A 14538-nucleotide genomic window follows, 5' to 3' on the forward strand; every position below is an offset into this window, starting at 1 on the left:
CACAAAAATGCCTCCAAGCAATGATCACTTGAAGGCCCGACTTTATAAAAGGGGAGACATCAACCGAGAAGTGGATTCTAAGATCCTGTATCCAAGATGTCTCTTCTGAAATTCTTCCAGCTGTAACTCTTCGGATTCTTCTAAATCATGAAGGTATTCCCTTACGATGGAAGCTGTACTTTCAGTTTTATACAAAAATGCATTTACTTCAAAATTCAGATGAAAACTTCGCATATCCATATTCGATGTTCCGATAGAAGCCATTTCCTTATCAACGATCACAATCTTACTGTGCATGAATCCCTTTTGATATTCAAATATTCTCGCCCCAGCCTCAAGTAGATCTGGAAAATAAGAACGCGAGGCATGAAATACAATACGTTTATCCGGTTTATGGGGAACCAGTAATCTAACATCCACCCCGCTTAGAGCGGCTATCTTTAGAGCCGAAAATATATCTTCATCCGGAACGAAATACGGGGAAGCTACCCATACACTTTTTCTTGCGGACGTAATCATCGAGAAGAAAATATTCTTTAATACACTCAATTCATTATCAGGTCCCCCCGCTATCATCTGAACACCGCCGTCGTTGGCATTTTCAAGGGGGTCGGGACTTAGATATCCAGGTGTAAGAAAGTCATCATTCGTCATATAATACCAATCCTGAAGAAAAATCAATTGCAATGTCCGCACCGCTTCTCCCCTCACAAAGAGATGAGTGTCTCTCCAGAACCCGAAATGTGGATTCTTACCCAGATATTCATCCCCGATATTAAGTCCTCCCACAAACCCGATGCTGCCGTCTATGACAATGATCTTTCGATGATTCCTGAAATTGAATTTGTTATTCAGTACAGGGATCTTTACCGGACCGAATGCCACTACTTCAATTCCTGCATCTTTTAATTCTTTTATATACCCTTTTGATAGTTGCCAAGCTCCAACCGCGTCGTAAAGAAAGCGAATTTTAACCCCCTCGTTGGCACGTTCGATCAGGATATCCTTTATCTGATTTCCGATTTCATCATGGCGGACAATATAATATTCCATATGTATATGGTGCTTGGCAGTCTTTAACCACTTCAGTATTTCGCCAAACGTCTCAGTGCCATTTGTCAATAATTTGGTTTCACTTGAAAAAGAAATGGCACTATTCCCAATTCTCTGGGCCAATTGAAAATGCTTCTCCTGAAATAAGCCAAACATATCAGCATTTATTTCCTTGGGTCCAGGCTCAAATTTATTATATGTTTCCTGATCCAGTATGTACTTCTTCTTATACATCTTTTCTTTTCGATAATTCCGCCCGAATAACAAATAAAAGATGAAGCCCAAAAACGGAAAAGCTCCCAATACCACAAGCCACGTCAATGTTTGGGTTGGATGACGATTTTCAAAGAATATAAGGAACCCGATGACAATGACAGAGAATGTAAACACTATACTAATATACTTCACCATTCCGGATAAATACTGATCGAAATAGAATATATAACTTAATATTAGAACGGCTATAAATAAAAGGACCCTTACTGTATTTTTCATCGTATTAACACCTTCCAACGGCTTAATGTCTCAAAATGAGTTGTTCTGTTAAGGATGAAGGGGACCAACCGAAACCCTCTGACTTTTTTAACAGAGAAATAAATATAAAAAAATACCGATTTCTAAATGAAACCGGTATTGTTCCTTACGAAAAGTGTTCAGTCAATGTCTCAAAGACATTCTCCTGAATGACGACTTTACCATACTCTTCAAGGCGATGAACGGTCATTCGTGACTCATCAGCATATTCAAGCAGTATACTCAACGTATTATCGATATCCTCTTCTGCAAAGTGCTCTTCAGAAAAGTTAACATAAATAAAATATCTATCTTCGAATGCAAGCAGCTTTGTTTCCAAGTGCTCCATAGGCATTTCTTTCATTCGATGGGATAGAGAAATCGCATCTTCAAAATCATTGAATTTCAGTGTGAAATCCAACACTACTTCAGCTTCCCCGTCCTGATCCTGCTTAATTTGGAAATGCTGATCCAAGAGCTCCTCTATACGCTCATCCACAGGAAGTTCCTTAAGCTTATCCTCAGGAATAGGAAGCTCAAAACGTTGACCATCCTTCGAAACCTGAGCCCTTGTAACAAGTACTTCAAGCCCTTTGTCCAACGCCTGAACCTGAATCCAAAGCGGTCCTTCGATTCCGAAGTCTTCTTCCTGATGGACCTCATCCATCATTTCCCAGAAAAGCTCTTCGCTTCTCTCACGATTATACCAGATTTCTTCCCGATCAAAGCCGCGATCTTCAATATCTCCATAGGAAATATAAAATTTTACGGTATTTTCGTTAATGCGTTCGATTTCCAATTAACACCTCTCCCTTCTTGCATGATGTTAGTGAAGGGACTACACCCTCTGAGCAGGCAATGCTCTTTTGCTGGTGAAGATAGAAGATACATTTAGGTTAGTTTGTACCTTGTACTTCTATTTTATGATAAAACCATAGAAAATGGAATTAAACGAACACCCATTTTTTCCTCACAAATCCCATTAGGTGTTTTTGACATTTTAGCGAATATTTGCAGAAAATTCAAGTGATAATACTTAATCTAATATAAAAGAGACCGACCTGAAAGGAGACGCAACGTTCCTTAAAGGTCAGCCCCTTTTACTTATATATCCTCATACAAGGAAAGCTTTTAGAATCTAAGTAAAAACTAATTTACCATTCTTTGTGCTTCGAGAAGTTGGAACGTACGAACCTTTCTCGGAAGGAATCGTCTGATTTCATCTTCATTGTACCCCACTTGAAGACGTTTTTCATCAAGGATGATTGGTCTTCTTAAGAGACCAGGGTTTTTCTGGATGAGTTCAAACAATTCTTGAAGTGGCAGAGTTTCTAAGTCTACATTAAGTTTTTGGAATGTTTTTGAACGGGTTGAAATGATTTCATCCGTTCCATCCTCAGTCATGCGAAGGATTTCTTTAATTTCATCGATACTTAATGGTTCAGAAAATACGTTGCGTTCTGTATATGGAATCTCATGCTCTTCTAACCAAGCTTTTGCCTTACGACAAGATGTACAACTAGGTGAAGTGAATAATGTAACCACGAATCATTCACACTCCCTTAAGGATTTTTTTATATAGAGGTTTATTTAAACGTTTACAGTTATTTAAAATTAGTTTAAATAAGAAATCTCTATTATGTATTATACATGAATAACTGACCATTGAACATAGTTTTAACTAATTTGTCAAATTTCCTATACATAGGTTTAACACAGCTATGTGATTTATTTCTACTATTCATTTACCCGGTACACCGTCAGCCTAAACATACATTTTGACATTTCATTTTTTCATTTAGAAAACCTTATTGCGAATAGACAATAAGGTTCTTCTTTACTATAGGTTTTTTAGTACATCCCCATCACGATCATTATCTTTCTTTAACACTTCTTCGACGGGTTGGTACGATGCACCATAGAATTTCTGGTCATTGTAGGTATGGATCAATTCATACGTTTTCTTCATAGACTCGAAGATAAGATCCTCAGATTCATGATGTGGAGCCCAATAAAGGATTTCCATTTCATTTATTTCATTTGTGGCAAGTGACCGCCGTGCATATCCGATACTGACGGCATGTTCAAAACCTTCACGTTTATAAAACTTTAAGCGCTTTTCAGTATCTGAATCATCATAGTCCACCGGCTCGACTTCCAAAATAATCGCTTTTTTCTTTTCTTTTAACTGATCAAGTAATTTATGTCCCAGTCCTTGACCACGAGCATCCTTTGACACAAAGAGATAATCGATAAAAATAAAATCCTCAAGTTCCGCATACATTAGGACATGATGTGGACCTTCATCTTTATGATAAATGTCACTTCTATCTTTCAAAAGTGATTCAAGATGTTCTTTGGATTTCATTTCCTCTACAGGGAAATATTGATTTAATTTTTCATACCAGTGCATGGATCTACTCCTTCAAAATGATTTTTTTTACTGCCATTGACTAACGGGATACCATTATGATTCTCAAGAATGATTTGTTTATGTTAGATGTTAGTCTTATCCGTGGGATAATAATACGGAATCACAGGCTGACCGCCCATGAAGGGGGATATGTGGTTGAAAGCGGTTAATCTTTCCAATATCTTAATGATAACAATATCTCTGGGACTTTTCAAATGGTAAGCCTTGTATAAGGTAAATCTACCCAAATGAAAAAGACTGACCTGTGACTTCCAGGTCAGTCTTTCCTATCATGGCGTGTAGTCTACGCCTTCAGTGTAGGTATTTCCTGCATCCCAAAGAAGGAATTCGTTTATTCCCTGATCATTTAATGCTTTGATCTGCGCCTCTACTTCAGCTTTTCCATACGGTTTATAATTCCCGCTTCCCAACCATGATGCAGTGAAATCCTGGAGCCAAGGTCTGGAAGTAGGCTTATTCTTTAGTTCAGCTATTTTCCCTTTCTCCACCTTGGTATATTCAGTTACCAGTTCATATGGTTGTAAATCTGGTTTTGCTATCCCGAAATAAGGTGTCCAGTGACTTGGATAGATCATGGATGAGATGACATCAACATTCTCAGATATCTTTGAGAAATTCTGACCAATTCCTGGAGCTTCCGGCAGGGTGGCCGTATAACCAAAGATATCCACGGATACTTTGACGCCATAGGGGTCCAGTTTCTTATGGGCATATTCAACAAAGTCTGTAACGGCATGCACACGCTTTTGAACATTATCAATGTCCTCTTTGGCATATTCCCCACCATTATATTTCAGCTCATTATCACGCTTCTCGAACCCTTCAGGAAATCGAACATAGTCAAATTGGATTTCTTGAAATCCCATTTTCGCAGCTTCTATGGCGATACCCACGTTGTAATCCCATACTTCTTTCAAGAATGGATTGACGAAGGAATCTCCCCCTCCATTTGACCAAACCTTATCACCATCTTTAAACGACAAGTCCGGTCTTTGATTCGCAAGGACAGTATCCTTGAAAACCACGACCCTTGCAATCGGGTAGATTTTCTTTTCCTCTAACGTCTTTAACATAGCTTTTGGATCCTTGATATATGGCTGACCCACTTTAGCGTATGGAGAAGAGGGTTCTGGTTCATACGTCAGATTTCCTACGTCATCTTTAATATCAATGACCATTGCATTCAGGTCAGTACTATCCATTAATTTGGTAAGAGTATCAAAACGATCCCCACCGGCTGAATGTGCTGTGACATAAACTCCCCTAACCGCGTCAGGATACTCAAAACTCAAGCCTGAGTCATATACAAATCGAGGTACCGGACTTGTAATTTCCTTCTTACTCAACGAAAGCGTTCTCTTCTCATGGCTCTTAGCCGGTTCTCCTTCAGCAGCAAGTGCTGACTGAAACGGCGTGACGCATAGTGTGACTAAACATAAGGATGTCGCTACCTTACTCCATTTCAACATTAACCTCTCCTCTATAAAATAAGCTATCTAGTAAATTATGTATCTTCCTATTCTATTCTAACAAGGAAAACACTTGTAAGAAAAGGGGTAATCCACCTAGTCTGTCGAAATTTCCAAGGAAATGAAGAATCTTCTAAATATAGTATGATTAATTTCCTATTATAAGACTGTATCCATGCAAAAAGCTCCCCTCAATGAAGGGAGCTTCGTTCATATTATTAATTTTTGTATGATGCTTGATATTGGGCAAATTCCTTATCAGAACAATATACAAAATGTCCTGGTGCCACTTCACGCATTTCCAGATTATCATCCTCTGTGTAGTTATGCACAGCTGGATTATATTCTTTTCTTCTGCGAGTGCGCTCATACTCCGGATCCGGTAACGGAATCGCTGATAATAATGATTGTGTATAAGGGTGAAGCGGGTTTTTGTATAGGGCATCACTTGTTGCCAATTCAACGAGCTTACCATAATACATAACACCGATACGGTCACTGATATACTTTACCATGGAAAGGTCATGGGCAATGAACAGATATGTTAAACCCTTCTCTTTTTGAAGCTCTTGCATAAGGTTAACAACTTGCGCCTGGATTGAAACGTCAAGGGCTGAGATCGGCTCATCGGCAATGATGAAATCAGGATCTACTGCCAGGGCACGGGCAATTCCGATACGCTGACGCTGACCGCCTGAGAATTCATGAGGATAGCGGCTTGCATGCTCTTTGTTCAAACCCACTGTTTCAAGAAGTTCATGGACTTTTTTCAAGCGCGCTTCTTTTGAAGTAGCTAACCCATGAATATCAATACCTTCTGCAATGATATCGACTACCTTCATGCGAGGATTAAGACTAGCATATGGGTCCTGGAAGATCATTTGCATCTTACGATTGAATTTCTTTAACTGCGAACGTGATTTTTTGCCGTGAACGTCTTCACCATTAAAAAGAACCTGACCGTCTGTAGCATCATATAGACGGATAATTGTACGGCCCGTAGTTGATTTCCCACAACCTGATTCACCGACAAGACCGAGTGTTTCACCTTTATAAATATCAAAGCTGATATCGTCAACCGCTTTGACCATATTTGGTTTTCCAGGATTGAAGTATTGTTTTAAATTTTTTATTTCTAATAATTTTTCAGCCATTATGAACGAACCTCCTCAACAAGTACCGGCTCTTTATAATTTGTCGGCATTTGTCTATGTCTTACTTTCACTGCTTCGGGTGGCTCGACCTGTGGAGCACTCGGATGCAGCAACCAGGACTTCACAAAGTGAGTATCTGATACCTGATAGTATGGAGGTTCCTGTTCAAAATCCACCTTCAGAGCATAGTCGCTGCGAATCGCAAATGCGTCACCCTTTGGCGGGTTAAGTAAGTCAGGAGGAGTACCAGGAATCGCAACAAGCTCCTGCTCGCCTTCTGTATCCGTTGTCGGCATAGAGCCGATCAATCCCCATGTGTAAGGATGGCGTGGATCGTAGAAAATCTCATCTACAGTCCCCGTTTCAACAATTTGACCTCCATACATGACCGCTACACGATCAGCAACGTTGGCTACTACACCAAGGTCATGGGTGATGAAAATGATGGATGTTTCGATTTTATTTTGAAGGTCTTTCATCAGCTCAAGGATTTGTGCTTGAATCGTAACATCCAATGCCGTTGTTGGCTCATCGGCAATGAGGATCTTTGGATTACAAGCTAGTGCAATCGCAATGACAACACGCTGGCGCTGACCACCTGAAAATTGGTGTGGATACTGTTTAAAACGAGTCTCAGGGCTTGGAAGACCTACTAATTTAAGCAATTCAATGGCACGTTTCTTCGCATCATTTTTACTCATATTTTGGTGCTTTACCAGAGGTTCCATGATCTGTTTCCCAATTGTCATGGTAGGGTTTAAAGACGTCATAGGATCCTGGAAGATCATTGAGATGTCTTTCCCGCGGATCTTTTGCATATCCTTTTCAGGTAGCTGAGCTAAGTCTTTGCCTTCGAAAAGAATTTCCCCACCTTTTATGAATCCCGGTGGATTTGGAATTAATCTCATAAGGGCTTTCGTTGTAACCGATTTACCGGAACCCGATTCCCCAACGATCGCTAATGTTTCGCCTTTATCTAAATGGAAATCTACGCCGCGAACTGCTTGTACTTCTCCTCCATGCGTATTGAAGGAGACTTGTAAATTATTTACTTCTAAGATTTTTGACATTTTATTATCTCCCTTCCATTACTTACGCATTTTCGGATCAAGCGCATCACGCAGTCCATCAGCCATTAAGTTGAAACTTAAGATGACCAATGATATAACCACAGATGGCACCAACATCATATGCGGGAATGATTGAATAGATCTATAACCATCATTAACCAAAGATCCCAGGGAAGCTCTTGGTGGTGCAATTCCCAATCCGATAAAGCTTAAGAATGCTTCTGTATAAATGGCAGAAGGAACAGTAAACATCGTCGTAATGATAACTGGTCCCATTACATTTGGAAGCAAGTGTTTAAAGATTAAACGATTGCTTGTAGCCCCCAGTGTGCGGGAAGCAAGTACAAATTCCTGATTCTTTAACTGAAGCACCTGACCACGGACAATACGTGCCATCGTGGTCCATCCTGTAATGACCATCGCCATTGTAATGGAGAAAATACCTGGCTCAAAAACCAGAATAAACAGAATTACTACAATTAAGTTCGGGATACCGACAAGGATCTCAATGATCCTCTGCATAATATTATCCACTCGGCCACCGTAGTAAGCGGAGATCCCACCATAAGAAATACCAATCAGAAAGTCGATGATCGCTGCAAGTACACCAATGTATAAGGAAACACGGGTACCATTCCATGTGCGTGTCCAAAGGTCCCGACCCAGATCATCCGTTCCAAACCAATAGTTCTCTTTGATTTGTCTTGCTTCATACACATCGAACCCGTCAGCGTCTTTCCCATCAAACGGTAGCCAACTAACACCTGAAAGCGCTTCAATTTTTGGTGGGAGCTTTGCGTGGCGAATGTTTTGATCACTAAATTTATACTCATTCATACCAGGTCCAATAATGGCCATGATCACAATAATGGCTATTATGATCATTCCGATAATAGCACCCTTGTTCTTTCGTAAACGGATCCAAGAATCCTGCCAGAAGTTCAAACTTGGACGTGAAATTTTTTCAGCTTGATCATCACTCGCCTTTTGAGGTTGGAAGAGTTCTGGACTTAGCTGATTTAAATTCTTTTTGTTTGCTTCCATTATTTCTTCCCTCCAGCTAAGCGAATACGGGGATCGATGATACCGTATAGGATATCGACTAAGAAAATGACACCAATGAATAGTGCACTATAAAACAATGTAATTCCCATAATCACTGTATAATCATTTAGTTCAATTGAACGGACGAACTGCTCACCAAGTCCAGGCACCGCGAAAATCTTCTCTACTACCAGAGCCCCGGTCATAATGTTTACAGTCATTGGTCCAAGGATTGTAACGATTGGTATCAATGCGTTCCTTACAGCATGTTTCACAATTGTTCCTGCTTTGGTAATTCCTTTTGCTTTAGCAAGCAGGATATAATCCGAATTAAGAATTTCGAGCATCTCAGTCCTCATGAAACGCGCAATCGTCGCAACGACCAAAACCGTCAATGCAAGGGTCGGAAGGATGGTATGTTTATACTCTCCCCATAGTGCCACAGGCAACCACTGTAATTTAACCCCGACATAATATTGAAGAAGTCCTGCAAATACGAAGGATGGAATTGAAATTCCTATTACTGCAAGTGAAGTAGACCCGTAGTCTAACCATGAATTGTGTTTTATTGCAGCGATGATTCCAATGAGCAATCCCAGGAATGTTCCTAATACCATGGCTTGGAATCCTATTAGAGCTGAAGGACCGATTCGGTCTCCTATCATGCTGGTAACTTTGCGGTTATCATATTGGAAGGATAAACCCAAATCACCTTTCGCCAGTCCAACCATATAGTTTACATACTGTTCTGGCAGTGGGTCGTTGAGACCGTATTTATCCAGGATGATTTGTTGTTGTTCCGGAGTCAGCCTTTCTGTGTTTTGAAGTGGAGATCCAGGAAGGAGCTTCATCAGAAAGAAAGTGGCGGTTGCAATTATAAGCAAAGTGATGATCATATAGACGATACGTTGAATAGAATATTTGACCATTCTTTAGCCCCCCTTTATATATATCTATTTTTACTACCAATTTAATTATAGCTAATTTCGACAAATTTTCAATTAATTTTTATTTTTTTGATAATTATCGACAATCAGTGGAAAAGGAGAGCATATGCTTTTGCATACGCTCTCCCTTTTAAGGTTTGTCGACTTGAGTTAATTACTACTCAATGTAAGCCCATTTGTATGATGCATCTGCACCAAATGAGTGACGTAACAGACCTTTAACATATGGACGCTCTAAGTAAGCAGATCCACGTTGGTAGATTGGGCTGATCGCTTGATCTTCAAAAAGGATCTTTTCAGCGTCAACCATTGCTTGCCAGCGAGCTTCCGGATCATCTAATAATTCACCTTTAGCCTGCTCGATTAACTTGTCATATTCTTTATTAGAGTAACCCATTTGGTTATGAGCACCTTCAGTGACGAACATGTCAACGAATGTCATCGGATCTGGATAGTCAGGACCCCATCCGGCGAATGAGAAGTCATATTGACCTTTAGATTCTAAATCAAGCTTTTGCTTGAACGGTTGAGCTTTAATGTTAACAGTTAAACCTTCAAGGTTTGTTTCAAGCTGTTCTTTTAAGAATTCACCGATTTTCTTAGAATTGTCAGAGTCATAGTTTAAAAGTTCTAATTCAATAGAATCTTTACCTAACTCTTCTTTTGCTTTAGCCCAGTAGTCTGCCGCTTTTTTCGCATCAAATTCACCGAAATCGCCTACCGCTTCACGGTAATCAGTTCCATCTGGACCTTTTACGAAATCTTTCGGTACTAGGTAGTACGCAGGGATAGATCCGTTGTTTAGAAGGACGTCTACCATACCTTGCTTGTCGTACCCAGCATCAATTGCTTTACGTGCATTAACATTCTTTAATACTTCGTTGCTCGTTTGGTTTAAACGAAGGAAGAATACAGAAGTTTCAGCAAGTGTCTTGAAATTTTCATCTGATTTGTATTTGTCTACAAACTCAGCTGAAAGTGTTACAACATCAGTTTTGTTTGTTTCATAAAGGTTTACACCTGTAGCAGTATCTTTAACAACGTTAAAGTTTACTTCATCAAGCTTAACTTCATCTTTTTCCCAGTAGCTGTCATTTTTCGTTAATTTGTAGCTTTGTTCATGTTTCCACTCAGATAGTGTGAATGGACCATTGTATAGTGCTGTGTCAGCTTCAAGACCGAACTTGTCGCCTTGAGACTCAACGAATTTTTGGTTTTGTGGATAGAATGTTGCGAAAGATAGTAAAGCTTTGAAGTATGGTACAGCTGTTTCAAGCTGAACTTCTAACGTTTTGTCATCTTTGGCTTTAACACCTAAGTCTTCAACTGGTACTTCACCAGCATTTACTTTAGCAGCGTTTTTGATATCGTACATGATGTACGCATACTCTGCACCAGTGTCAGGGTTTAACGCTTTTTGCCAAGCGTAAACGAAGTCGTTAGCTGTAACCGCTTCTCCGTTAGACCATTTTGCATCACGGATCTTGAACGTGTATGTTTTACCGTCTTCACTGATTTGTGGTTCTTCAGCAGCCATACCTAGTACTGCTTCATCCCCCTCACCTAAACGGTAAAGACCTTCATAAACATTGTTCATGATTTTGAATGATACTGAGTCAGTTGCCAGAGTGGAGTCCATTGATGGGATCTCAGACGCCTCCAGCAGGTTAAGTACTTGTTCTTTCTTTTCGTCAGAACCGCCCGCACCTGATCCTTCTTCACTGTCAGTCTTTTTGTCGCCGCCACAAGCCGCTAAGAAAGTACTGAGAGCCAGAAGAAGAACCAGCAAGAATGAAAACTTTTTCTTCATCTTGAAATTGACCTCCTCGTAAATCTCATATTTATTTATCTTCTAATTTTCAGAAGATTTGTTACTTATTATACATGATAGAGAAATTATTGCAATATGAATTTAACAGTTTTTTTGCTAAATTATCAGATTAGTAGGTATATTGTTGTTAAAATACTGTAATACCAACGTTTATTCTAATAATTTTAGAGAGTTCGCCCCATTACAATTGTTACAATTGTAAATTTGATAGTATTAATGCTGTTATACATAATGTCTGACATTCCACCTCTTCATATTACATTTTAGTTATAAATATTAAAATGATAGACTAAATATAAATGATAGAATTCATACTTATTTTAGCTTTCATCAATATGTATGCTCCGAGTGGATGGATGTCGGTTCTACTTATACACTTTGAGAAGAAATGAATATATATGAGTGAGGATTGAATTCTTTATTATCCTTCATGTATACTTTGGTTAAAAACACTTAAAGGAGTATTATGAAACGAATCAATCTATTTTATATAATTACATTACTTTTTTTCATTAGCGCTGTTGTGGTGGCGTCACTTCAGGAGAAAAATCCGCTTCTTTCTATTATAGACAGCTTGTTTATTATCGGGATTATTTATATGTGTCTCGGTTCCCTCCTATATATATTCGAAAATGGTTTTTTCAATGGGATCGTGTACGCAATCAAGCGATTCCGAAAGAGTACAAAGCTGGGAAAGTACACTTCAGAGTTCGATGAGCTGGACGAAACGAAGGAAGTACATGAAGAATTCAGTATCAAACGCTCCTATTCCATCACTAAGTCTTTATTGGGACTCGGTGCCGTGACTCTTGTGCTGTCCATTGTGTTGACCTATTTTCTATACACTTGAATTCTTAACCCCATTTTCATATAATGTAGTTATATGATTCGAATAATAGGCAAGGATGAAGAGTAGTACTTTTCAACATGATTTAAAGAGAGCTTGTGGCTGCTGTGAACAAGTAATCATGTGAAGAGGAATGGACTTCGTAGCTTTATTTGTGAACTAAGAGTAGCTAATAACGAGCTGACCTCACGTTAAAGAGGTCCCATGAACATCATGGACTAAGCCGGCTCATTCGAGCAACTTAGGGTGGCACCGCGGAAATGTTCCCATTCGTCCCTATCTATCATAGGACGGGTGGGTTTTTATTTTGTCTAATACTAGGAGGAAACGAAATGAAGACGATTTTTAGTGGCATTCAGCCGAGTGGAACGATCACCCTCGGCAATTATATCGGTGCAATGAAACAGTTCACCGAGCTACAGGAAGAATACAATTGTTATTTTTGTGTGGTGGATCAACATGCCATCACGGTGGCACAGGACAAAATGGAGCTGCGCAAGAATATCCGCAGTCTTGCGGCCCTTTATATCGCATGTGGGATCGATCCTGAGAAATCAACTCTATTCATTCAATCGGAAGTACCTGCACATGCTCAGGCAGGCTGGATTTTACAATGTGTAACTTATATAGGTGAGCTTGAAAGAATGACCCAATTTAAAGATAAATCCAACGGTAAGGAAGCCGTATCTGCAGGTTTATTGACGTATCCCCCTTTGATGGCGGCCGATATCCTCTTATACGGAACAGATCTCGTTCCAGTCGGCGAGGATCAGAAACAGCATCTTGAATTGGCAAGAAACCTTGCTGAGCGTTTTAACAAAAAGTATAACGATATCTTTACAGTGCCTGAGGTCCGCATCCCAAAAGTCGGCGCACGTGTCATGTCCCTTCAGGACCCGTTAAAGAAAATGAGTAAATCCGATTCAAATCAAAAGGCTTTCATTACTCTTCTCGACGATCCTAAGCAAATCGAGAAGAAAATCAAAAGTGCTGTGACCGATTCAGATGGTATCGTGAAATTCGATAAAGAAAACAAACCAGGAGTCTCAAACCTCCTCTCCATCTATTCGATTCTTGAAGGCAGTTCTATAGAAGAACTCGAACAAAAATATGAAGGTAAAGGATATGGTGATTTCAAAGGAGACTTGGCACAAGTCGTAATCAATGCCATTAAGCCGGTACAGGACCGCTACTATGAATTGATCGATTCCGAGGAATTGGATGACATCCTGGACCGGGGAGCTGAAAAGGCAAACTACGCTGCTAACAAAATGCTGAAGAAGATGGAGAAGGCCATGGGATTGGGTCGTAAAGAAAGAAAAAGAAAATGATGATAAAGACCAGTGACTCCAACTTCGTCACTGGTCTTTATATTTTTCACATACAAAAACCTCAAGCCCTATATGGGCTCAAGGTTCCCAAAAGATCAATTTACCTTTGGACGATTCTCCACTTCCCAAAGTTTCTCAAAGAATGGCTGTCCCTTTATCAAATTCTCACAAAGGGTAAGATGCTTGTCCGACCAGCCATATTGGGTTTCTTCATAGAGCATTTGCCAGATTTCTTCAAAGTCCAACTCCTGGATGGTGCGATAACGCTGTGGCGCCCATTCAGTGTACCAATAGCGGATTTCTGCAGTGTTGTTTGAACTGTGAAGCTGATCGAGTGCCATGAATAGCAGTTGCTTTAACTGCCTCTCTTTTCTCGTCAATCCACTCATCATATACGGACTTGGGGACAGGATATGATAGGCATCTTCCCTATTAGATTCCGGTTGAATGGTGTACTGCACCGTTTCATGACTTTCCACCATTTCATAAACCAATTGTTCCTGTCTCGGTATTAGCCTGCTTTTCCTTATCGGGACAGTATATCCGATAGTGTCCACGGCAAGTATCCCCGTACCGTCTGTCACGATAAAGCAATAATCCAATTGTATCCGTTCGTGGTTTTTACGTAAGTATGCTTTCTGATAGACATTGCTGAGCAGCTGTTGAGGTAACTCTGATAAATCATTCTCGATGTAATGAAACAGTGCCTTGTCCACTTTAATCAGAGGAACCTGATCTAATAATTCGATAACGTCCTCTTTTCTCCACTCATGAAAATGACAGACATTGTAGCCATTTTCTTCGCCTTCGAACCAATTTACCCATACATCATGAAGATATAACAT

13 protein-coding genes and 1 other annotated feature are annotated in these 14538 nt (G+C 39.8%); of the genes, 2 read left to right on the top strand and 11 right to left on the bottom strand.

Translation table 11 applies throughout. From position 1 onward, the window contains the following. Nucleotides 1–42: 42 nt before the first annotated feature. From cls to JI667_RS09840, 10 genes are all read right to left on the bottom strand, one after another. Nucleotides 43–1548, bottom strand: coding sequence for a cardiolipin synthase (gene cls, locus JI667_RS09795; RefSeq protein ID WP_206852584.1), 1506 nt, complete (start codon nt 1546–1548; stop codon nt 43–45). A 145-nt stretch (nt 1549–1693) separates the two neighbouring features. Then, nucleotides 1694–2365, bottom strand: a complete 672-nt coding sequence (mecA, locus tag JI667_RS09800) for an adaptor protein MecA (RefSeq protein ID WP_206852585.1) — start codon at nt 2363–2365, stop codon at nt 1694–1696. Nucleotides 2366–2715: 350 nt separating this feature from the next. Continuing rightward, the gene (spxA, locus tag JI667_RS09805) at nt 2716–3111 is read right to left on the bottom strand and encodes a transcriptional regulator SpxA (protein WP_032089161.1); all 396 of its coding nucleotides are present in this window, start codon (nt 3109–3111) and stop codon (nt 2716–2718) included. Between the two features lie 295 nt (nt 3112–3406). Continuing rightward, entirely contained in the window at nt 3407–3979 is a 573-nt protein-coding gene (locus tag JI667_RS09810) for a GNAT family N-acetyltransferase (protein WP_206852586.1), read from the bottom strand. A 290-nt stretch (nt 3980–4269) separates the two neighbouring features. Next, nucleotides 4270–5469: a putative glycoside hydrolase gene (locus tag JI667_RS09815; protein ID WP_206852587.1), complete on the bottom strand. Its 1200-nt coding sequence runs from the start codon at nt 5467–5469 to the stop codon at nt 4270–4272. A 218-nt stretch (nt 5470–5687) separates the two neighbouring features. Next, nucleotides 5688–6623, bottom strand: a complete 936-nt coding sequence (locus JI667_RS09820) for an ABC transporter ATP-binding protein (protein WP_206852589.1) — start codon at nt 6621–6623, stop codon at nt 5688–5690. Further along, entirely contained in the window at nt 6623–7693 is a 1071-nt protein-coding gene (locus JI667_RS09825; protein WP_206852591.1) for an ABC transporter ATP-binding protein, read from the bottom strand. The genes JI667_RS09820 and JI667_RS09825 overlap by 1 nt, the downstream gene beginning before the upstream one ends. An 18-nt stretch (nt 7694–7711) precedes the next feature. Next, the gene (gene opp3C / locus JI667_RS09830) at nt 7712–8737 is read right to left on the bottom strand and encodes an oligopeptide ABC transporter permease (RefSeq protein WP_206852592.1); all 1026 of its coding nucleotides are present in this window, start codon (nt 8735–8737) and stop codon (nt 7712–7714) included. Beyond that, nucleotides 8737–9666 (bottom strand): oligopeptide ABC transporter permease, encoded by a 930-nt coding sequence (gene opp3b, locus JI667_RS09835; RefSeq protein ID WP_206852593.1) that lies wholly within the window; start codon nt 9664–9666, stop codon nt 8737–8739. Before opp3b ends, opp3C begins: the two co-directional genes overlap by 1 nt. A gap of 175 nt (nt 9667–9841) precedes the next feature. Continuing rightward, on the bottom strand, nt 9842–11494 hold the full coding sequence (locus tag JI667_RS09840) for a peptide ABC transporter substrate-binding protein (RefSeq protein WP_206852594.1): 1653 nt from the start codon (nt 11492–11494) through the stop codon (nt 9842–9844). Nucleotides 11495–11981: 487 nt separating this feature from the next. On the opposite strand from JI667_RS09840, the gene JI667_RS09845 reads away from it, so the two are divergent. Both JI667_RS09845 and trpS read left to right on the top strand, forming a co-directional pair. Then, nucleotides 11982–12365 carry a DUF3899 domain-containing protein gene (locus JI667_RS09845; protein ID WP_206852595.1) on the top strand — a complete coding sequence of 128 codons (384 nt, stop codon included), beginning with the start codon at nt 11982–11984 and terminating at the stop codon, nt 12363–12365. A 43-nt stretch (nt 12366–12408) separates the two neighbouring features. Continuing rightward, nucleotides 12409–12643: a binding site (T-box leader), on the top strand. A gap of 51 nt (nt 12644–12694) precedes the next feature. Then, nucleotides 12695–13693 (top strand): tryptophan--tRNA ligase, encoded by a 999-nt coding sequence (trpS, locus tag JI667_RS09850; RefSeq protein ID WP_206852597.1) that lies wholly within the window; start codon nt 12695–12697, stop codon nt 13691–13693. A 95-nt stretch (nt 13694–13788) separates the two neighbouring features. Here trpS and JI667_RS09855 read toward each other — a convergent pair whose 3' ends face one another. Further along, nucleotides 13789–14538: a YjbA family protein gene (locus JI667_RS09855; protein ID WP_206852598.1), complete on the bottom strand. Its 750-nt coding sequence runs from the start codon at nt 14536–14538 to the stop codon at nt 13789–13791.

Origin of the sequence: Bacillus sp. NTK074B (assembly GCF_017303375.1) — a bacterium.
GTDB lineage: Bacteria > Bacillota > Bacilli > Bacillales > Bacillaceae_B > Rossellomorea.

Bases quoted from the DNA above. Each gene is read 5' to 3' on its own strand.
- cls (WP_206852584.1), bottom strand. From the start codon at position 1,548: ATGAAAAATACAGTAAGGGTCCTTTTATTTATAGCCGTTCTAATATTA.
- JI667_RS09810 (WP_206852586.1), bottom strand. From the start codon at position 3,979: ATGCACTGGTATGAAAAATTAAATCAATATTTCCCTGTAGAGGAAATG.
- JI667_RS09815 (WP_206852587.1), bottom strand. From the start codon at position 5,469: ATGTTGAAATGGAGTAAGGTAGCGACATCCTTATGTTTAGTCACACTA.
- JI667_RS09820 (WP_206852589.1), bottom strand. From the start codon at position 6,623: ATGGCTGAAAAATTATTAGAAATAAAAAATTTAAAACAATACTTCAAT.
- JI667_RS09825 (WP_206852591.1), bottom strand. From the start codon at position 7,693: ATGTCAAAAATCTTAGAAGTAAATAATTTACAAGTCTCCTTCAATACG.
- opp3C (WP_206852592.1), bottom strand. From the start codon at position 8,737: ATGGAAGCAAACAAAAAGAATTTAAATCAGCTAAGTCCAGAACTCTTC.
- opp3b (WP_206852593.1), bottom strand. From the start codon at position 9,666: ATGGTCAAATATTCTATTCAACGTATCGTCTATATGATCATCACTTTG.
- JI667_RS09840 (WP_206852594.1), bottom strand. From the start codon at position 11,494: ATGAAGAAAAAGTTTTCATTCTTGCTGGTTCTTCTTCTGGCTCTCAGT.
- JI667_RS09845 (WP_206852595.1), top strand. From the start codon at position 11,982: ATGAAACGAATCAATCTATTTTATATAATTACATTACTTTTTTTCATT.
- trpS (WP_206852597.1), top strand. From the start codon at position 12,695: ATGAAGACGATTTTTAGTGGCATTCAGCCGAGTGGAACGATCACCCTC.
- JI667_RS09855 (WP_206852598.1), bottom strand. From the start codon at position 14,538: ATGTTATATCTTCATGATGTATGGGTAAATTGGTTCGAAGGCGAAGAA.